Annotated in this window: 17 protein-coding genes; 9 read left to right on the top strand and 8 right to left on the bottom strand. The window is 70.7% G+C overall.

What is annotated here, in order from left to right:
* Positions 1 to 138: 138 nt before the first annotated feature.
* Both AB0J09_RS04520 and AB0J09_RS04515 read right to left on the bottom strand, forming a co-directional pair.
* The gene (locus tag AB0J09_RS04520; RefSeq protein ID WP_360684995.1) at positions 139 to 1137 is read right to left on the bottom strand and encodes an LLM class flavin-dependent oxidoreductase; all 999 of its coding nucleotides are present in this window, start codon (positions 1135 to 1137) and stop codon (positions 139 to 141) included.
* Complete coding sequence (locus AB0J09_RS04515) at positions 1134 to 1493, bottom strand: VOC family protein (protein ID WP_360684993.1); 360 nt, start codon at positions 1491 to 1493, stop codon at positions 1134 to 1136. Before AB0J09_RS04515 ends, AB0J09_RS04520 begins: the two co-directional genes overlap by 4 nt.
* A gap of 89 nt (positions 1494 to 1582) precedes the next feature.
* Here AB0J09_RS04515 and AB0J09_RS04510 point away from each other — a divergent pair, with 89 nt between their 5' ends.
* Complete coding sequence (locus AB0J09_RS04510; RefSeq protein WP_360684990.1) at positions 1583 to 2236, top strand: TetR family transcriptional regulator C-terminal domain-containing protein; 654 nt, start codon at positions 1583 to 1585, stop codon at positions 2234 to 2236.
* Positions 2237 to 2377: 141 nt separating this feature from the next.
* A complete protein-coding gene (locus AB0J09_RS04505; RefSeq protein ID WP_360684987.1) occupies positions 2378 to 3283 on the top strand; it encodes a helix-turn-helix transcriptional regulator in 906 nt (301 codons plus the stop codon).
* A gap of 3 nt (positions 3284 to 3286) precedes the next feature.
* Here the strand turns inward: AB0J09_RS04505 and AB0J09_RS04500 are convergent, their stop codons facing one another.
* Positions 3287 to 4105, bottom strand: a complete 819-nt coding sequence (locus AB0J09_RS04500; RefSeq protein WP_360684984.1) for an SAM-dependent methyltransferase — start codon at positions 4103 to 4105, stop codon at positions 3287 to 3289.
* A 170-nt stretch (positions 4106 to 4275) separates the two neighbouring features.
* Between AB0J09_RS04500 and AB0J09_RS04495 the strand changes: the two genes are divergently transcribed.
* Positions 4276 to 5058 (top strand): lytic polysaccharide monooxygenase, encoded by a 783-nt coding sequence (locus AB0J09_RS04495; protein WP_360684981.1) that lies wholly within the window; start codon positions 4276 to 4278, stop codon positions 5056 to 5058.
* 22 nt (positions 5059 to 5080) lie between these two features.
* Here AB0J09_RS04495 and AB0J09_RS04490 read toward each other — a convergent pair whose 3' ends face one another.
* The 4 genes from AB0J09_RS04490 to AB0J09_RS04475 form a co-directional block, all read right to left on the bottom strand.
* Positions 5081 to 5758 (bottom strand): helix-turn-helix domain-containing protein, encoded by a 678-nt coding sequence (locus AB0J09_RS04490; protein WP_360684978.1) that lies wholly within the window; start codon positions 5756 to 5758, stop codon positions 5081 to 5083.
* A gap of 72 nt (positions 5759 to 5830) precedes the next feature.
* Positions 5831 to 7057, bottom strand: coding sequence for a cytochrome P450 (locus AB0J09_RS04485; RefSeq protein ID WP_360684975.1), 1227 nt, complete (start codon positions 7055 to 7057; stop codon positions 5831 to 5833).
* Between the two features lie 108 nt (positions 7058 to 7165).
* Positions 7166 to 8257, bottom strand: coding sequence for a peptidase (locus AB0J09_RS04480; RefSeq protein ID WP_360684972.1), 1092 nt, complete (start codon positions 8255 to 8257; stop codon positions 7166 to 7168).
* A gap of 94 nt (positions 8258 to 8351) precedes the next feature.
* Positions 8352 to 9620, bottom strand: a complete 1269-nt coding sequence (locus AB0J09_RS04475) for an SGNH/GDSL hydrolase family protein (protein WP_360684969.1) — start codon at positions 9618 to 9620, stop codon at positions 8352 to 8354.
* Positions 9621 to 9813: 193 nt separating this feature from the next.
* Here AB0J09_RS04475 and AB0J09_RS04470 point away from each other — a divergent pair, with 193 nt between their 5' ends.
* Together AB0J09_RS04470 and AB0J09_RS04465 are read left to right on the top strand one after the other, a co-directional pair.
* Complete coding sequence (locus AB0J09_RS04470; RefSeq protein WP_360684966.1) at positions 9814 to 10827, top strand: hypothetical protein; 1014 nt, start codon at positions 9814 to 9816, stop codon at positions 10825 to 10827.
* Positions 10828 to 10875: 48 nt separating this feature from the next.
* The gene (locus AB0J09_RS04465) at positions 10876 to 12855 is read left to right on the top strand and encodes a histidine kinase (RefSeq protein WP_360684963.1); all 1980 of its coding nucleotides are present in this window, start codon (positions 10876 to 10878) and stop codon (positions 12853 to 12855) included.
* Here the strand turns inward: AB0J09_RS04465 and AB0J09_RS04460 are convergent.
* The gene (locus AB0J09_RS04460) at positions 12852 to 13460 is read right to left on the bottom strand and encodes a response regulator transcription factor (RefSeq protein WP_360684960.1); all 609 of its coding nucleotides are present in this window, start codon (positions 13458 to 13460) and stop codon (positions 12852 to 12854) included. The genes AB0J09_RS04465 and AB0J09_RS04460 overlap by 4 nt on opposite strands.
* A 91-nt stretch (positions 13461 to 13551) precedes the next feature.
* On the opposite strand from AB0J09_RS04460, the gene AB0J09_RS04455 reads away from it, so the two are divergent.
* The 4 genes from AB0J09_RS04455 (at position 13552) to AB0J09_RS04440 (ending at position 18520) form a co-directional block, all read left to right on the top strand.
* The gene (locus AB0J09_RS04455; protein ID WP_360684957.1) at positions 13552 to 14286 is read left to right on the top strand and encodes an ABC transporter ATP-binding protein; all 735 of its coding nucleotides are present in this window, start codon (positions 13552 to 13554) and stop codon (positions 14284 to 14286) included.
* Positions 14283 to 16616: an ABC transporter permease gene (locus tag AB0J09_RS04450; protein WP_360684954.1), complete on the top strand. Its 2334-nt coding sequence runs from the start codon at positions 14283 to 14285 to the stop codon at positions 16614 to 16616. The genes AB0J09_RS04455 and AB0J09_RS04450 overlap by 4 nt, the downstream gene beginning before the upstream one ends.
* Positions 16617 to 16700: 84 nt before the next feature.
* The gene (locus AB0J09_RS04445; protein WP_360684951.1) at positions 16701 to 17813 is read left to right on the top strand and encodes a DUF2207 domain-containing protein; all 1113 of its coding nucleotides are present in this window, start codon (positions 16701 to 16703) and stop codon (positions 17811 to 17813) included.
* A gap of 407 nt (positions 17814 to 18220) precedes the next feature.
* Positions 18221 to 18520 carry a DoxX family protein gene (locus AB0J09_RS04440; RefSeq protein ID WP_360685076.1) on the top strand — a complete coding sequence of 100 codons (300 nt, stop codon included), beginning with the start codon at positions 18221 to 18223 and terminating at the stop codon, positions 18518 to 18520.
* Positions 18521 to 18535: the final 15 nt, after the last annotated feature.

Here is an 18535-nt window from a genome sequence, read left to right as displayed (position 1 = left end):
GCTGGAAGCACGGCCGGTCGAAGGCGCGGCTGCGGCGCGTGGTCGGCCGCCGTGCGTCGTCGGCCGTGGGGCGAAGGTGCGGTTGCGGTGCGTTGCCGGCCGCTGGGCGAAGGGCCCGGCACGGACATGATCCCGCGCTCAGGAACGGGCGGCCGCCGCCGCGAAGGCGTGTAGTTCGCGCTCGACATCGGGACCGGCCGGCACGTAGACGATCTCGGTGACGCCGGTGGCGGCGGATTCGCCGATTCGTTCGCCGATCGAGGCGGCGTCGCCGCTCCAGCCGACGCGTAGGAAGGCCGGCCCTGCGGCGGCGACCAGGCCGCGGTCCCGGTCGGTCAGCGACGAGAGATGGCCCCGGTGGGCGACGAGATGGCGCAGGCCTTCCTGGCGGTCCGCCTCGAGAGCCGCCCGCCACCGGGCGCCGCCCGGCAAGGAATCGACGGCCTCCTTCCCGTGCTCCCACACGGCGTGGACGGTGCTGGCGTAGCCGGGACCGGCCGCCTCAGCCACGCGCGGGCTGGTGTGATCCTCGCCGGGTTCGAGAACGGTGCCGAAGCGCAGCAGCGCGAACTCGGCCCAGCCCTGGTTGCCGTCCTCCGGGACGGCGGTCACGACCACCCCGGGCACGCCGAGCTCCTGTGCCACGCCGAACCCTCTCGGCCCCGAGGCCGCGACCCACACCGGCACGCCGATCGGGCGGTCTGGGGCGAAGCCGGGCAGGTGCATCATCTGGCACGGGCGGCCGTCGATCTCGACCACCTCACCACGCAGCAGCGCCCTCACCTGCCGGACATAGACCGCCAGCTCCGCCCAGGTGACGGGCTTCTGTCCCAGTGTGCTGCGGCCGGTGTAGCCCGTCCCGAAGGCGACGACCAGCCGTCCGGGCGCCAGCTCCTCGACCGAGGCCACGGCCGAAGCCGTCACCATCGGGTGCCGCAGCCCCGGGATCGCGACTCCCGTGGCCAGGCCGATGCGCTCGGTCGCCTCCGCGACGCGGGCCAGCGCGATCCAGGTGTCGCCATAGACGGCCGGTGACTCGAACACCCAGACGCGGTGGTAGCCCAGCCGCTCGGCCAGCCGGGCCTTCTCGACGACGTCGGCGCCGGGCGGCAGGGCACACGAATATCGGGGCGTCATCGCCTGGCTTCCCACAGCGCGAGAGTCGCGTTCGTGGGATCGTCGATCACCGCGACCGACCCTTGGGGAAGGTCCACCCGGGCCCGGACCACGGTCGCGCCCAGCTCGACGGCCCGCTCCACCGCCCGGTCGAGGTCCGCTACGGGCGCGTAGGGAATCCACTGCGGGCGGCGGCCGTCGTTCTCGGCGAGTTGCGTGAGTCCACCCCACGGAGCGCCGCCGGCGGTGAACATCGGCACGGTCTCGGGCCCGGCGGGCACGTCGGTGACCGTCCATCCAAGCAGCTCGCTGTAGAAGCGGCGGGATCGCTCGCGGTCGGTGGTCCGGAGATCCATGAAGACGAACGGGTGGCTCATGCTTCCCTCCCTCTCGGTAAATTGGGACATGCGTCCTGAACTTAGGACACGTGTCCTAACCCGTCAAGGCGTGAGGTACGCTGGCCGCCGTGGCGGCATCCTCAGCGAGCAGGGCGAAGCACACCGACGGCAACCGGCGGGCCAAGCAGGAGCAGATCATCGAGGCGGCCAAGGACGTGCTCGCCCGGGAGGGCGTGGCGGCCTGCACGGCACGCGCCGTCGCCGACGCCAGCCCTCTCACGAAGAGCGCCATCCACTACTACTTCAACGACATCAACGAGATCGTGGACCGTGCCGTGTTTGCACACGTCGACACGATGCTAGACGACCTGCGGCGGGTGGCGGGGGAGACGGACGATCCGTACGGGCGGCTCCTGCGCGTGGTGGACGTCTACCTCGCCACGTTCGCCGACAAGCCGCACGCCGCGTTCCTCTGGTTCGAGTACTGGATCAACGCGGGCCGCCGCGACTCCCTCGACGTGGCCGACCGTATGCTGGGCCAGGTCCACGCCCTCCTGCGCGACCTCGTGGCCGAGCTCGCACCGGAAGACCCCGACCGGGCCACCCACGCCCTGGTGTCCTGGCTGCTCGGCACCATCGTCCAGCAGCACCTCCGTCCGAAGCCGGCCGAGGCGCTGCACGACGAGATCGCACTGATCCTCGCAGCCCCCGGCGCCCCACCCCACCGCACCGCGACGGATCCCACCGCCTCGGCCACCCGCCCAAGGAATCCCAGCCGGTAACGGCGGCGAGACCGGGGTCGGCCGGACCCGTCACGCCGTGGCGGCGCATGTTCCGCCACCTGGAAATATCCGGTCTGCCGCGCCCGACGTGGCAAGATGGAGCGGGCTGGACTGTGGCGAGTTGCCGATTGAGGAGCATGTATGTCGACTGCTCACGATAGGGGTGACCTGGCCGAAACGCCCGATAGGGATACCGTCCGATCCGGGCCGACCGCGCTGCGCATCCTGGTCGGCGCGCAGCTGCGGAGTTTCAGGGAGGCCGGCGGGATCTCTCGCGAGGACGCCGCATATGCCATCCGAGGTTCCCACTCCAAGATCAGCCGCATGGAGGGCGGGCGCACGAGCTTCAAGATGCGCGACGTCGCTGACCTGCTCGCCCTGTACGGCGTGGCCGACGAAGCCGAGCGGGAGGCCGTGCTCGCCCTGGCCAAGCAGGCCAACGAGCCCACCTGGTGGCACGACTACCGCGACGTGGTCCCCGACTGGTTCGAGGACTACCTCGGGCTCGAGCAGGACGCCGCGCTGATCCGCACCTACGAGGTCCAGTTCGTGCCCGGCCTGCTCCAGACCGAGGACTACGCCCGCGCGATCTTCAGCCTGGGCAACAAGGGCGACTCGGCCGAGCGGATCGAGCGCCGCGTCGAGGTGCGGATGCGCCGCCAGCGGATCATCGCCCCGCCCATGTCACGCAAGCTCTGGGTGGTGTTGGACGAGGCGGCGCTGCGCCACCGCGTCGGCAGCCCGGAGATCATGCGTGCCCAGCTCGAGCACCTCGGCCGGATGGCCGCACAGCCCAACATCACCGTGCAGGTGGTCCCGTTCACCTCCGGCTGGACCGTCGGCGGCGTCGGGCCCGTCACCGTCCTGCGCTTCGCCCAGGCCGGGCTGCGCGACGTGGTCTACCTCGAGCAGCTGGCCGGCGCGCAATACCTCGCCAAGGAGTCCGAGGTGCTGCCGTACCAGACGCTGATGGACGAGCTCGGGGTGCATGCGTCGCCCGCGCCCGACACCCCGGCCATCCTGCGTCAGATCATCGACACGCTCTGACCGTCACGGTTTGCGGGCCACGCCGCAGAACGCGTCGACCTCCGGGGGCAGCCCGAACGCATCTGACTCCAGCTGCCAGCGGGAGACGGACACGATGCCGGGATCCACGAGCTCCAGCCCGTCGAAGAAGCGGGCGATCTCCGCGGGGGTCCGCAGCCGGTAGTCGTACACCTCGCCCTTGTCGCGGAGGCGCTCGGCCTCCGCTGCCGCGTCGGGCTTGACGGTGTTCGTGCCGTCCTCGAACACCAGGTAGCTGCCCGAGGGCAGCGCGCCCATCAGGTTCCGCACCAGCGCGTACGCCTGGTCGTCGTCGAAGACGGTGCCCATCACGCCCAGGAGCATGAGCGCGGTCGGCTCGCGGAAGTCCAGCGTCTTGGAAGCGAACTCCAGGATGGTGTCCGGCTCACGCACGTCGGCCTCGATGTAGTCGCAGGCCCCTCGCGGGTCGCTGGTGAGCAGGGCGCGCGCGTGCACCAGCACCAGCGGGTCGTTGTCGACGTAGACGACGCGGCTCGCCGGGTCCACCCGCTGGGCCACCTCATGGGTGTGGTCAACGGTCGGCAGGCCCGTGCCGACATCCAGGAACTGCCGGATGCCTGCCTTTCCGGCGAGATATCTGACGGCTCGACCCAGGAAGACGCGGGAATGGCGGGCGATGTCTTCCATGCCCGGATAGATGTCACGGAGTTTCTCGGCGAGCTGCCGGTCGACGGGGTAGTTGTCCTTGCCGCCCAGCCAATGGTTCCAGACCCTGGCCTGATGCGGCTTGCTGGTGTCGATCCTGGAAAGGAGCGCGGGGTCCAGGGGTGAGTCATCCGTCACGAAGAGCTTCACCTCATATGTTGATATGTCGCATCTTGCGGGCTTTTGTCTTTGTATCAGGCGTGCTCGGTGATGTCATTCGGGCTCAGTGATAAACGAGGGCCGCCTGCTGAACCCGCGCGGGCGCCAGGCCGTACCTCGCTGTAGGACGAGATGGGGAGGTCGGCCACGTGCGGCGCCAGATCACGAGTGTGGGCATCGGGCTGCTGCTGTCGCTGGCGCTGGTCGCCGCGCCGGCGGGTGCGCACGGCGCGCTGCAGAGGCCGCTCAGCCGGGCGGCTGCCTGCGGCGCCGACAGCCCGCTCAAGACCCGGCCGGCCGCCTGCCGCGCGGCCGTGGCGGCGAGCGGCAAGGCCATGCCCGCCGACTGGGACAACCTGCGGGTGGCGAACGTGGCGGGCAGGGACCGCGAAGTGATCCCGGACGGCAAGCTGTGCAGCGGCGGCATCCCCGAGTTCAAGGGGCTCGACCTCGCCCGCGCCGACTGGCCGGCCACGACGCTGAAGGCGGGAGCCCGCTTCACCTTCAGGTACCGCGGCACCATCCCGCACCGCGGGACCTTCCGGCTGTACGTCACGAAGGACGGCTACGATCCGGCCAAGCCGCTGAAGTGGTCGGACCTGGAGCGCAAGCCGTTCCTCCAGGCCACCGACCCGAAGCTGACGGACGGCTCGTACGTCATCAAGGGCCGCCTGCCCTCCGGCAGGACCGGTCGCCACCTGATCTACACGATCTGGCAGAACTCCGACACCCCGGACACCTATTACTCCTGCTCGGACGTGATCTTCCGCAGCGCAGCCGCCGCCGCTGCGGCGGTCCAGCCCCAGCCCCGGCCGGTGGCCTACAAGACCGCCGGGTACACCGGCATCCCGTGGCTGGTCACCCTGGGGGCCCTGTTCGCGGTCGGAGCCGGAGCCATGGTCATCCTCATGGTCCGGCCCCGTCGCCGCTAGGCGGCGGGCCACGTCGGCGATGTCACGGGTGTGAGGTCTCCAGCAGGGCGGAGCTGAGCCCGCAGATCGCCGTGATCAGGTGCTCGCCCAGCCGGCGCCACGACTGCTCGGCGTCGGCCGGGGCGACCCGCCCGCCGGCCAGGTCGCCTTCCAGTTCGGCGCACATGTGCACGATGAGCAGGCGGATCATGGCCCCGTACTGGGCGGTCAGGTCGGGGTCGCGGTCCTGCCCGCGCGGGGGCCGCAGCTTCTCCAGGCGGCGGAACGAGGGCGTCCGCAGATTCGCCTGGACGGCGTACTCACGCAAGGAGGGCTCGACGACGGCCTGGGCGAGGAACCGCCCGTACCAGGACGGCGTGCCCAGCTCGATGTGATGCTGGATGTTCGGCGTGATGACGCAGGTGATCCACTCCCGGAGCGACACCTCGCCCGACGCCTCCAACGCGGCCACCATCGGGATCCGGTGCTCGTCGATGGCGGCCGCGTGGCGGGCCAGGATCTCCTGGATCAGCTCGTCGCGGGTGCTGAAGTGGTACTGGACGGCGGACTTGTTGCGCTGGCCCGCCGCCTCGCTGATCATCCTGATCGAGACGTTCGCGAAGCCGTGTTCGGCGTAGAGCCGCTCGGCGGTGTGCATCAGCTTGTCTCTGGCGCGCATCGATCGGGGAGACGGCGTGGCGACCGCCGTACTGACTTGCATGACTGATCCTTGATCTCTTCTTTCTTCACCGTCCCCCGATGATTATCGCCTCTTATCGTGAGTGCGCGCAGGTCACCAGGTGACCCATACGTCCTGGAGCCCTCCGGTCATCGCACCGATACGCATCCGCAGGTCCTCGGGGGAGTCCCGCAGTTGCAGGCCAGGCAGTCTACGCGCCAGGGTGCCCAGCACGACCTGGAGCTCGACCCTGGCCAGCGGCTGCCCGAGACAGTAGTGCGGGCCCGCGCCGAAGGTGAGGTGCTGATTGCTGTTCTGCCGCCGCGGGTCGAACTGATCCGGGTCGGCGAACTTGCCCGGGTCGCGGTTGGCGGCGGGGATGCTGGGGATCACCGTGCTGCCGGCGGACACCATGACGTCGCTGAACGTGACGTCCTCGGTGAGGTACCTGGGCACCCCGCCGACGGCTGACAGTGTGCTGTCCAGGCGCAGGACCTCCTCGACGGTGCCCGGGATCAGGTCGGGGTCGTCGATCACGGCCTCGAAGCGCTGCCGGTCGGAGAGCAGCATGGCCACCATGATCGCGATCATGTTCGAGGTCGTCTCGTGGCCGGCCAGCAGCAGCCCCCTGACGGTGGCGATCAACTCGGCCTGGCTGAGCCGGCCGTCCTCGGTGTCGGTGATCTGGGTCAGCTCGCTGAGCAGGTCGTCGCCGGGGTTCTCCCGGTTGTGGTCGACCAGGTCCGACACGTACGCGTTGAACTCCTGGTAGGCCTGGTCGACCTCTTCCTGGGTATTGCGCGTGAGCGTGAGCATAGTGCGGGACCAGTGCGCGAACTTGTCCTGGTCCTCGGCCGGCGCGCCGACCAGTGCGCAGATGACCCGCACGGGGAGCGGCAGGGCCAGCCCGGCCGACAGGTTGCCGGGGGAGGCCTTGGCCAGCATGGAGTCCAGCAGGTCGTCGGTCATCGCCTGGACCCTGGGCCGCCACACCTCCATCTTCCGTGCGGTGAACCAGCGGCTGAGCAGGCGCCGCCAGCGCATGTGGCCCTGCCCCTCGCTGATGTCCGTGGTGCCGTCCTTGCGCCGGTTGAACAGGCCGCCGTCCTCGGTGGTGGCCAGCCGGGCGGCGCCCTCCCTGGCGAGGTTGCGGCTGAAGCGCGGGTCCGCCAGCACCGCGCGGGAGTCGTCGTACCTGGTCACCAGCGTGGCAACGTCGCCGCTCGGTAGCCGTACGTGCGACACCGGGCATTTCTCCCGCAGCTCAGCCAGCTGCGGCGGCGGCTCCAGGGCCGTGGGACGGTCGAACGGGAACTCCGGGATCGCGTCAGCAGTCATCATTGTCCTCCAGCTCGGAAGCCCGACAATTCCGAATATAAGGCGACCGCCTTATTAAGGCAATCGCCTTGAAAGCCTTGCGCCAAGCTTTACCCGACCTGGAGGACTGGCTCAGAGCGTGTTGGCGCTCTGAGCCGCCTGGTAGACGGCCATCGCCTCGTTGCCGAAGAACGGGCCGAACATGAAATCGGGGGCGAAGTCGTACTTGAAGCTGTTGACGGAGTTCAGCATGCCGAGCCCGGTGGACTCGTTGAACCCCTGGAACCACGGGCCGCCACTCGACCCGCCGGTCATGTTGCAGCGCAGCCCCTGGTCCGCGGTCATGACGGTGTCGTTGAAGGTGCGCCCGCTGCAGTAGATCAACCGGGAACCGTCGAACGGCGCCGCCGCCGGGTAGCCGAAGGAGAACATCTGCCGCCCCCTGGCCTGGTTGAACGCCACGCCCTGCCCGCCCACGACGTCGGTCAGCGTCCGCCCCTGCAGCGGTGCGACCACGGCGGCGGCGACGTCGAAGTTGATGTCCTCGCGGGCGTTCCACTGCTGGGTGGTCAGCAGCGTGGTGGCGACCCACGTGCCGAACGGGCGCCGGCCGTTGTCGAATCCGGGGACGAACACCCAGTTGCGGTGCGAGGCGCCGTTCAGCTTCACACAGTGCCCCGCGGTCATCACGACGCTCTCGTTGGCGCTGGTCACGGCCGAGCCGGAGCAGGACGCGTTGTTGCCGTCCGCGGTGGTGAAGAAGACACGTCCGGTGGTGCGCACGACGGCGCCGCCGTCCGTCCAGCGCAGGCCCCGGCTGTTGGGCACCGCGGCCACCGCCTGGGCGTCGACGGCCGCGGTGCCGCGGACGGACCAGGGGGTGGCCTGAGCGGTGACGCCTGAGGCGACGCCGCGGGTGGTCCAGGGGGTGCGCCGGGTGGTGGTGTCCGAGGCGCCGCGGGTGGCCCAAGGGGTGCCCGCGGTCGGCCCGCCCGAGCGGGTGCGTCGCGCCGCGGGCGTGTCCAGCGGCTGCGCCGCCAGCATGCGCTGCGGCGTCCAGTACCGCAGGACTGTCCTGGCCTCCGACCAGGAGTCCGCGGCGGACCACCCGGCCGGCCTGGGGTCGAGGCCGTTCGTGGTGCTGGCCCGCGCGCTGCCCGTGGGGACCAGGGCGCCCGCCACGGTGAGCACGACGGCGGAGAGCAGGACGACTCTGCGGTGCATTGCGTACCTCCCGAAACCGGAATCTGCCGTTTGGAGGTACGTACGCGGATCTCTATCTTCCTCAAGCCATGCGCAAATGGATATAACTGACGCCCTATCGGCGGAGCAGCCGGGCGGGGACCGCGTCCGCCAGGGCCTTGTAGCCGGCAGGGCTCAGGTGGAGATGGTCTCCCACGTCGAAGGCCGCGATCAGGCGGCCCGGGTCGGCGGGGTCGCGGGTGGCCCGGTCGAAGTCGATCATCGCGTCGAACCTGCCGCTCGTGCGGATCCACTCGTTGACCGTCTGCCTGGCCGCCTCGCGGTATCCCTGGGCGTCGTCGTAGAAGCTGCCGCCGAAGGGAGTGAGCGTGGCACCGTACACCTTGATGTCCTGCGCGTGCGCGCGCACGATGATCTGGTCGTAGGCGGCGATCAGCTCGTCGGCGATCTTCTTCTGGGCGTCCTGGGTGTCACCCGCCGTGCCGATGTCGTTGACGCCCTCGAAGACGATCATCCAGGAGACGCCGCTCTGCGCGAGCACGTCGCGGTCGAGCCGGGCCAGGGCGTTGGGGCCGAGGCCGTCGTTCAGCACGCGGTTGCCGCCTGCTGCCTGGTTGGCGATGGCGACGCTCGCGGTGCGGCGATCGGTCTGCAGCCGGTCGAAGAGCTGGTCCGGCCAGCGATTGTTCTGGTTGGTGGTGGAGCCCCGGCCGTCGGTCAGCGAGTCGCCGAGCAGGGCGAGCGTCGCGGTGGCGGGCTTGGACCAGACCTCGATGCCGCTGAGGAAGTACCAGTGGTCGACGGGGGTGGCGCCGGCCAGGTCGGCGGCCTCGGCCTGGTTGCCGCCGGCGAGGTAGGAGGTGGTGCGGGAGCCGGGGTGCGAGGTGACGTTGGCGGACGCCTGGCCGTCGGCGAGGTAGAGGGTCACGCTCAGGACGGTGCCAGGGGGCAGCGCGAGGTCGAGCGGGTCGGACACGATCTGCGCGCCGACGGGCACGACCGCCGAGGGGCGCCCGTAGAACGTCACCGGCTGCAGGGTCTCCGGCTGGATCGCGCTCACCCCGGACTTGCCGCCGCTCGGCAGCGCCACGGTGACGCGGGTGACGGGCAGCGGCGCGCCGCCGAACGCGTTGGAGAAGCGCAGCCGCATCCGCTGCCCGCCGACCGACACCCGCACGGTCTGCCGCACCGTGCTGTCGGCCAGGACCAGATTCTCCTTCGTGTACGGCGGGGGCGGCATGTTGCCGGGCTCGGTGAGCTGCGGCATCGCCGTCCACGTGGTGACCCAGTGCCCGCTGGGCTCGGAGGACCCGTCAGCCACCCCCGACGCTCCCATGGCGAGTCCCAGAACCGCGACGATGGCCCATTTCAGCGCCCTACCCATAGACCGACTTCCCGAAATATTTCGGGAAGATGTCGAATATTTCGGTCGCGAACGTATGACAGGTGGCCGCTGCGGTCAATGGTGTCCGGGATGCCCAGTTCATGATGAGGTCATGCCGGGCTCATGATCGTGTCCCTGGTGGGCGAGTTCGCAGGCCAGCAGGGTTGCACTCAGTCGATGTGAAGGAGTCGTCATGGGTGTCCTGCCTCGGCCACGTGAACTTCGGACGTGGCATGGTCCGCTGAGCTATTGTGCGGCGGCAATGGCGGTGCTGGCCGCCGTCAGCGTGATGGGGTTCGTCTTCGACGAGCGAACGCTGCTCGGCCAGGGGGTATGGCTCAAGCCGTTCAAGTTCTCGGTCTCCTTCGCCCTCTACGCGATCACGCTGGCCTGGATGATCGGCCAGGCCGCGCGGTGGCGGCGGACGTTGTGGTGGCTGGGCACCGTGACCGTGGGCGGGTTCGTCGCCCCTGAGATCGCGGCCATCACCTTCCAGGCGGCACGCGGCGTTCCCAGCAACTTCAACCTCTCCACCGGGCTGGACGATACGGTATTCAAGATCATGGGCGGGGCGGCCTATCTCGGCTGGCTGCTGACCCTCACGGTGGGGGTCCTCGTGGTGGCACAGCGCAGGGTGGACCGGGCGATGGCGTGGGCCATTCCGCTCGGGCTTGTCATCTCGCTCGCCGGCATGTCCATCGGCTACCTGATGACCGCTCCCACTCCTGACCAGGCACAGGAGCTGGCCCGCGGGCTGCGCCTGGCCACGCTCGGCGCGCACAGCGTCGGTGCTCCCGACGGCGGGCCCGGCATGCCGGTCACCGGCTGGGAGACGGGCGCAGGCGATCTGCGGGTGGCGCACTTCGTCGGCCTGCACGCCTTGCAGGTGCTCCCGCTGGTCGCGGTCGGCCTGCGCCTGCTCTCCCGCCGTCTTGACGTCCTCGCGGGCAGCGCCACCCGCACGGCACTGGTGATCAACGCCGCGTTCGGCTACGCCGGGCTCACCGCGTTGGTGTTGTGGCAGGCACGGCGTGGACAGGCCCTCGTCCACCCCGACGCGCTGACGCTGGGGGCCGCAGCCGGTCTCGTCGCTCTGGTGTCGGCCGGTGCGGCCGTGATCGTGGGCGTCTCCGCGATCCGGCGGGCCCGGCGCACCGGACTGGGAGGACTGCCCGCCCGTCCGGCCGGGGCACTTGCCGAGCGGTGAGCCGAGCCCGCGTCCGGATCGCGGAGGCGGGTCTCCTAGGCTGCACGGGTGCGCAGGCAGGCGAAGCTGATCGTGGTCGTGGCGTTCGCGGGCTTCGCGAGCATCTACCTGGTGGCCGGGTCGCCGCTCGCGCTGGCCGTGTTCGGGGTGCAGGTCGTCTTCGCCGGGCGCCGTTCGTGGTGGCTGGTCGCACTCCAGGCCGCCCTGGCATACGCCTCGGTGCTGGTGTACGGCTCCTCCGTCGGCATCCTCGGCTTCGTCGGCGGGGCGTTGCTGCTGACCCCGCTGTGGCCGCTGGCCGTGGCGGTGGTGGCCAGCGCCGCCCTGCTCGGCCCCGCCGACCCCGTGATCAGCATGGTCCTGATCTCACTGGTCGTCTACGGCCTGACCAGGATGATCGACCGGATCGAGGAGGTGAACGCGGCCAGGCTGTCGCTGGCGGTGACCGCGGCGGCCGAGGAACGGCTGCGCATCGCCGCCGAGCTGAGCGCGGGCCTGGGCGGGGCGCTGGCCACGATCGCCGACGGCGCGCGTACGGGGACGCCCGACGTTGAGACGGCGCGCCGATCCCTGGCCGAGGCCAGGGCCGCCGCGGCCGGTTACCGGGCCATGTCCTTGGCCCCCGAGATCACCACAGCCAAGGCGATGCTGACCGCCGCGGGCGTCACCGTGAACGTGCGCGTGGGGCACGGCGAGCCGCTCGGCCCGGCGGGCGCGCTCCTGGCGGCGGTGCTCAGGGAGACCGTGACAGAGATCGTCCGGCGGCGCACCGCCACCACCTGCCTCATCGAGACCCTCACCGAAGGCGACACGGTACGGCTGCGCGTCTCCAACGACGGCGCGCGCACGGCCGGCGACGAGAACCTGGGCGACCTGCCGGCCCAGGTCGAGGCGGCGGGCGGCACGCTCATGGTCGAGCTCGCCGGGGACGCCTCGATGACCGTGGAGGCCACGCTGCCCACCACGCGCCCGCCCGCCCAGCCCGCTCGCGACAGCGCGCTGTCGATGGCGTTGCTGGCGGCCGTGCTGGTGGGGTTCTCGGTGAAGGCGCTCCTGATGGTCGGCTCGCTGTGGCCGGCGGCCCTGCTGGCCGTCATCGTCTTCATGCAGCTCCGATCGGTCGAGGGGCGGCATCCGGTGGCACTGTCGATCATGGCGGTGCTGACGTTCGCCCCGATCCCGCTGTTCGGGCAGGCGTGGCTGGGAGTGGCGGGGTTCCTGGCAGGGCCGATCCTGCTGGCCTTCTCGTGGCCTGTCGCGCTGCCGCTGGTCGCGGGCGTCGTCTCGGTCGTCGCGGCCGCCGGCGTGCTGCTCGGCATGCCGGTCCCGCTGACCGTGAACTACGCGATCAGCACGCTGGTCACCGGCGTGGTCGTGTACGGGCTCCTCAGGCTGGCCCAGCTCGCCAGAGAGCTGCGCGAGTCGAGGGACGGCCTGGCCCGCGCGGCCGTCGTCGAGGAACGCCTGCGTGCCGCCCGCGATCTGCACGACCTCCTCGGCCACACCTTGGCGGCCATCCTGCTCAAGTGCGAGCTCGCCCGCAGGCTCGACGCCGAGCGGGCACGCAAGGAGCTCGACGACGTGCTGACGATGACCGAGCGGGCGATGGAAGACCTGCGAACGGTGTCGGGCGAGCGCGGGGAGCTGTCACTGGCCGCGGAGGCCGAGTCGGCGCGATCGCTGCTGGCGGCCGCGGGCATCGAGGTCGTGCTCGACCTCGGCCATGGCAGGCTCGGCAGCGAGGTGGACACCACGCTCGGCATCGTGCTCAGGGAGGCTGTCACCAACGTCCTGCGGCACAGTTCGGCCGGCCGGTGCACGATCACGACGTCCGCACGGGACGGCACCGTGCGGCTGGTCGTGCGCAACGACGGGGTGCGGGCCACGCTGGGACGCCGCGGCTCGGCCGGGATCGGCAACCTCACCACCCGGCTGGCGGCGCTCGACGGGCGGCTGGACGTCAGCCGCGAGCACGACTGGTTCGAGCTGGCCGCCACGGTTCCGACGCAGGCCTGGGTCCCGGCCTAGATCCAGCCCGCTTCTGCGGCGATGCGTACGGCGTCGGTGCGGTTGCGGGCGTTCAGCTTGGTGACGATCGCGGTGATGTAGTTGCGGACGGTCCCGGCGCTCAGGAAGAGCCGGTCGGCGATCTCCGTGGCCTCGGCGCCCGCCGCGACCAGCCGCAGGACGTCGGCCTCGCGCGGGGTGAGCGGGTTGTCGGCCAGGTTCCACGCGGTGATGGCGAGCGAGGGGTCGAGCACGCGTTCTCCCCTGGCCACCTTCCTGATCGCGGCCGTCAGCTCGTCCGGTGAGGCGGTCTTCAGCATGAACCCGTCCACCTGGGAGTCGAGCGCGCGGCGGAGGTGGCCCGGCTTGCCGTGGCCGGTGAGCATGAGCGTGCGGCAGCCGGGCAGTCTCGAGCGCAGCTCGCCGGCGGCGGCGAGGCCGTCGATCGTGCCGGGCATGTCGATGTCCAGGACGGCCACGTCCGGCCGGTGGACGAGGGCGGCCGAGACCGCCGCGTCCCCCGACTCGACCGCCTCGACGACCTCGATGTCGGGCTCGAGGGTGAGCAGGGTCACGAGGGCTTCCCTGATCACGTGCTGGTCCTCCGCCAGGATCATACGAATCACCTGACCATTATGTCCGGATCATGATGATGTCATGGCGGAGTGGTGAGCGGCTCTCTGGTGGGTGAAAGCGCAGATCAGCAGGCTAGAGCCCATGACAGACGCAGTGCGGTTGGATGCGGTGAGCAAGGTGTACGGCAGGGGGCAGGGCGCGGTGGCGGCCCTGCGTGAGGTGTCGGTCGGCATCCCCCGGGGGACCTTCACCGCTGTCATGGGCCCCTCGGGCTCGGGCAAGAGCACGTTCCTGCATTGTGCGGCCGGTCTCGACGTTCCCAGCTCGGGATCGGTACGGCTGGGCGGCACCGACCTGGCGGGCATGGACGAGAACGCGCTGACCCTGCTCAGGCGGCACCGCATCGGCTTCGTGTTCCAGGCCTTCAACCTGGTCTCCGCGCTGACCGTGACGGAGAACATCACGCTGCCGCTCGAACTGGCCGGCGCCCGGGTCGACCGGGCCTGGCTGGACGAGGTCGTGCACAGGGTGGGCCTCGGCGGGCGTACAGATCACCGCCCGGCCCAGCTCTCCGGCGGCCAGCAGCAGCGCGTGGCGATCGCCAGGGCGCTGGTGACCAGGCCGGAGGTGGTGTTCGGTGACGAGCCGACCGGCGCGCTGGACACCATGACCGCCCGCGACGTGCTGACCCTGCTGAAGGAGGCGGTCTACGCGCTCGGCCAGACCGTGGTGATGGTCACCCACGACCCGATGGCCGCCGCGTACGCCGGCACCGTGTTGTTCCTGGCGGACGGCCAGATCGTGGACACGATGACGGCTCCGACCGCCGAGAAGGTGGCCGAGCGCATGACCAGGCTCGGAGCGTGGAAGCGATGATCTCTTTCGCGTTGAAGACGCTCAGGCACCGCAAGGCCGGATTCGCCGGCGCGTTCGTGGCCCTGCTTTGTGCCGCCGCGCTGGTGACGGCGTGCGGGATGCTGCTGGAGACGGGCCTGCGCGGCGGGGTGATGCCCGAGAGGTACGCGGGCGCCCCGATGATCGTGGCCGGCGACCAGTACGTCAGGCAGGCCAAGGAGAGCGGGAAACAGAAGGCCAAGCTCCTGTCCGAGCGCAGGTGGATCCCCTCCTCCATCGCGGAGCGGATCGCGCGCACTCCCGGCGTCACGAAGGTGGTCACCGAGGTGAGCTTCCCCTACGCCGGGTTCACCGCACACGGCTGGGAGTCCGCCGCACTCACCCCCTTCAAGCTCGCCGAGGGACGCGCCCCGAGGGCTGCGGACGAGGTGGTCGTCGACGCCCGTCACGCGGATCGGCAGATCCCCGGCTACCGCGTGGTCGGGGTGACCGAGCAGGCGCTGCCCAGCCAGGACACGATCTTCTTCACCACCGGCGAGGCCCGCCGCCTGGCCGGGAGAGATGGTCTCGTGACGGCGATCGGTGTCTGGCCGAGGGTCGACGTCACCGTCCAGGGCGCGGTCGTCTACACCGGTGACGAGCGCGGCGCGGTCGAGTTCCCGGATGCGGAGAACTCCCGCGTCATGCTCATCAGCCTGGGCGGCGCGCTCGGCGGCACCTCGCTGCTGGTGGCGATCCTCGTCGTGGTGGGCACGTTCGCCCTGTCCATGCAGCAGCGCCGGCGTGAGATCGCCATGCTGCGCGCGGTCGGCGCCACGCCACGGCAGGCCAGGAAGCTCATCGGCGGCGAGGCCCTGCTCATCGGCCTGGTCGCCGGGCCGCTCGGCGCCGGCGCCGGGATCCTGCTGGGGCTCTGGCTGCGGACCAGGTTCGTCGCGCTGGGCGCCATGCCCGCCAACCTGCGGCTGGTCGTCAGCCCGTTCCCCGCGATCGTCGCGGCGGTGACCACTCTCGTGGCCGCGTGGGTGGCGGCGCGTGTCTCCGCCCGCCGTACCGCGAGGATCAGGCCGGTGGAGGCGCTGGGCGAGACGGCGCTGTCGGCGGGCGGCCTGCCACCGGTCCGGTTGATCGCCGGGCTGATCGCCCTCGCCGGTGGCGTGGCGCTGACGATCGTGTTGTCCTCCCTGTCCACCGAGGCGGCCTCCAGCCCCGTCACCATGCTCACCGCGCTGGTGTGGACGACGGCGGTCGCCCTGCTCGGGCCGTCGATCGCGCGGGCGGCGACGGCGCTGCCATTGCGGGCGCCCGGCGTCGTGGGATACCTGGCACGGAAGAGTCTGCGCGCCGGCACCGGGCGGCTGGCCTCGGTGATCACCCCGTTGACCCTGATGACGGCGATGACGTGCACGATCCTGTTCGTGCAGACCACCATGGGGCACGCCGCCCGGAGCGAGCTGAACGCGGGCGTCAGAGCCGACTACGTGCTCGGCCCGGGCGCGTCCGCGGACGCGGCACGCAAGGTGCCCGGCGTGCGTACCGCCACCGAGGTGCTGCGCACTTCGGTCCGGATCGACCTCGAGAAGTACGCGGTCCAGGCCGTCACGCCCGACGGGCTGGGCCGGACGATGGATCTGGGCGTGGTGGCGGGCTCGCTGGACGGGTTCGGCGACATGTCGGCGGCGATCAGCCGGACGGCCGCCGAACGTCTGGACGCCGGTCTCGGCGACCAGGTTCGGCTGGTGCTCGGCGACGGCACCCCCGCCACGGTGCGGATCGCCGCGATCTACGCCCGGGGCCTCGGCTTCGGCGACCTGACCCTCTCCTACCGCCTCGTCGCGGGCCACGTCGACGACCCCCGGGGCACCGTCCTGGTCGCCGGAGGAGACCGCGAGGCTCTTGGCAGGCTGCCCGGCGTGACCGTGCTCGACCAGGCCCAGGCGGCGGAGGCGGGCACGCCCAACGCGGCGGTGACCTACGTCGCGATGGGCCTGATCATCGCCTTTTGCGCGATCGCCGTGGTGAACACGCTGGCCATGTCCACGCTGGCCAGGTCCCGCGAGCTCGCCCTGCTGCGTGTCGTGGGCACCACGCGGCGGCAGGTGGCGCGGATGTTGCGAACGGAGACGCTGACGGCGACCGTCCTCGCCGTGGTCGCCGGCACGGCGATCTCGCTGGTGACACTGGTGGCCTTCAGCAAGGGGATGACGGGGTCGGCGCTGCCGTACGCGCCGCCGGTCACCTACCTCGCGGTGGTCGTCGCCGTGGCGGGGCTGGCGCTGACGGCCACGGCGATCCCGGCCAGGTTCCTGCTGCGTCCCCGACCGGCCGACGCGCTCGGCGCACGCGAGTGACGATGCCGAATCAGGCGAATGTCCAGCGAGGTGTAAGCATTCCACTCCAAACTGGAGGGAATACGTCTATGCCACGGGGTGGACATGCGCCGAATGCTGATCGCGCTGGGCCTTGGCCTCGTGCTCGCGCCCGCGACGGCCGCGGCCGCTGCACCGTCCTACACGCTGCCCAAGACGGTCGTCACCACCACCGTGAACGGCGACGGCACGGTGAAGGTGGTCGAGGACCACACGTTCCGGTTCTCGGAGGCCGGTCACGGGGCCTACGTCGACATTCCGCGCCTGGGCGGGACCGAGGTGGAGAACGTCACGGTCGGCGAAGGGAAGGCCCTCTACCGTGCCGAGGGGACGCCGGAGCTGAACGTGGCGCGCCCGGAGGAGACGTTCGCGGAGGGCGACTGCACGGACGGGCCGCATCGGGTGGTCTGGTACTTCTCCGCCGAACCCGGGACCACGCACACGTTCCGGCTGGCGTACACCCTCAAGGGCGCGGTCACGGCGTACGAGAAGCACACCTTCCTGCACCTCCCGCTCTGGGGCAGCGGCTGGAAGCGCGAGCTGGGCGAGCTGCGGGTCTCGGTACGGCTGCCGCGAGCCGCCAAGGGCGGGCACCAGCAGTACCGGGCGTACGGGCGCTCGGACAGCGGCTTCAAACCCGCCCTCTCCAAGGACAAGCGGACCGTCACCGGCACCGCCCGGGACGTGGCCGCCGGGCATCCCGTCTCGCTCGACCTGGCCTTTCCCACCGCCCAGCTGACCGACGTGACCCCCAAGAAGGGGACCGGCGCGGCCAGGCTGGCAAAGCTCGAGAAGAGCGTGCCCGAGGCGGCCACGACCTCCCAGTGCGTGCTGGACTCCGTGGAGGAGGATCACGTGCCGCCTGAGACCTTCTCCGACACCGGCTCCTCGTCCACGGGGTTCGGCGGCTTCTTCATAGGCCTCGTGGTCGTGGTGGGCCTGATCTTCTTCGTGGGGTCCCTGATACGCAGGGCCGGGGCGGCTGGAGGGTGGACTTACGGGACGTCACGCCCGCGTAACCATTACCGGCACACGCACCATTCTCATACTTGGAGCAGCGGGAGCTCGAGCAGCGGTTTCAGCGGCTCCAGTGACTCCGGCAGCTCCGGCAGCTCCGACTCCGGTGGCTCGGGTAGCTCCGGCAGCAGCTCCAGTGACGGCGGCGGAGGAGCCTGGTGAGCCGTTAATTCAGTTGCGCCGGGTTTCGGATGGCTCGTACTGTTACGGACATGCGCCTTTACCTGTAATTCGCACTCAGCAGCGATACCGCATCAGTCCACCCAGACGCGGCAGCTGTGCATGTCGAGCGGCCTCCACGAGCCGCGTCGCGAGTTACGTAGAGGAGCTTCCTTATGCGAGTTCGTTCCGGCAAGAAGAAGAATCGGCCCGAGTTGCCCGCGCCACGGCAAATGCCCAGGATGCCGCAACGCCCGGTCGCGCCACCCAGGCGCATCCCGTCCAAGGGCCGCTGAGACAACTACCCGGGATGGTAGTTAGCGAGCGCCGCCTCCACCGTACGCCAGGAGGCGGCGCTCGCCCTTTTCACCGATATGCCCAGGCGCTGAGCTTCGCGGGGTTGCGCATGGCTGGCCGTCGTCGCCGACTTCGCCCGCGCCAAGTTCGTCCTGGCCAACTCCGCAGAGCTCGACATCCCCCAGTCGTGGCTCCCCACGCTGGGCGCGCTCAAGGCCGCCGGCGCGGCGGGTCTGCTGCTGGGGCTCCTCGGCGTGCCCGCCATCGGGCTCATGGCGGCCACCGGCCTCGTGCTGTACTTCGCCGGCGCCGTCATCGTCCACGTCTGGGCGCACGCCTACGTCAAGATCGCCATCCCGGGGCTCTTCCTGGCGCTCGCGGCCGCCGCATTGGCCCTCACATTGACTCACTGACGGCCGCCGCCTTTT

Origin of the sequence: Nonomuraea sp. NPDC049784 (assembly GCF_040659615.1) — a bacterium.
GTDB lineage: Bacteria > Actinomycetota > Actinomycetes > Streptosporangiales > Streptosporangiaceae > Nonomuraea.
Note: the sequence above shows the minus strand (reverse complement) of the source record. Positions and strands in the feature narration are given on the sequence as shown.

Excerpts from the sequence above, each read along its gene's own strand:
- AB0J09_RS04450 (WP_360684954.1), top strand. The coding sequence starts at position 14,283 with ATGATCTCTTTCGCGTTGAAGACGCTCAGGCACCGCAAGGCCGGATTC.
- AB0J09_RS04475 (WP_360684969.1), bottom strand. The coding sequence starts at position 9,620 with ATGGGTAGGGCGCTGAAATGGGCCATCGTCGCGGTTCTGGGACTCGCC.
- AB0J09_RS04480 (WP_360684972.1), bottom strand. The coding sequence starts at position 8,257 with ATGCACCGCAGAGTCGTCCTGCTCTCCGCCGTCGTGCTCACCGTGGCG.
- AB0J09_RS04520 (WP_360684995.1), bottom strand. The coding sequence starts at position 1,137 with ATGACGCCCCGATATTCGTGTGCCCTGCCGCCCGGCGCCGACGTCGTC.
- AB0J09_RS04485 (WP_360684975.1), bottom strand. The coding sequence starts at position 7,057 with ATGATGACTGCTGACGCGATCCCGGAGTTCCCGTTCGACCGTCCCACG.
- AB0J09_RS04445 (WP_360684951.1), top strand. The coding sequence starts at position 16,701 with ATGCGCCGAATGCTGATCGCGCTGGGCCTTGGCCTCGTGCTCGCGCCC.
- AB0J09_RS04515 (WP_360684993.1), bottom strand. The coding sequence starts at position 1,493 with ATGAGCCACCCGTTCGTCTTCATGGATCTCCGGACCACCGACCGCGAG.
- AB0J09_RS04490 (WP_360684978.1), bottom strand. The coding sequence starts at position 5,758 with ATGCAAGTCAGTACGGCGGTCGCCACGCCGTCTCCCCGATCGATGCGC.
- AB0J09_RS04470 (WP_360684966.1), top strand. The coding sequence starts at position 9,814 with ATGGGTGTCCTGCCTCGGCCACGTGAACTTCGGACGTGGCATGGTCCG.
- AB0J09_RS04505 (WP_360684987.1), top strand. The coding sequence starts at position 2,378 with ATGTCGACTGCTCACGATAGGGGTGACCTGGCCGAAACGCCCGATAGG.
- AB0J09_RS04455 (WP_360684957.1), top strand. The coding sequence starts at position 13,552 with ATGACAGACGCAGTGCGGTTGGATGCGGTGAGCAAGGTGTACGGCAGG.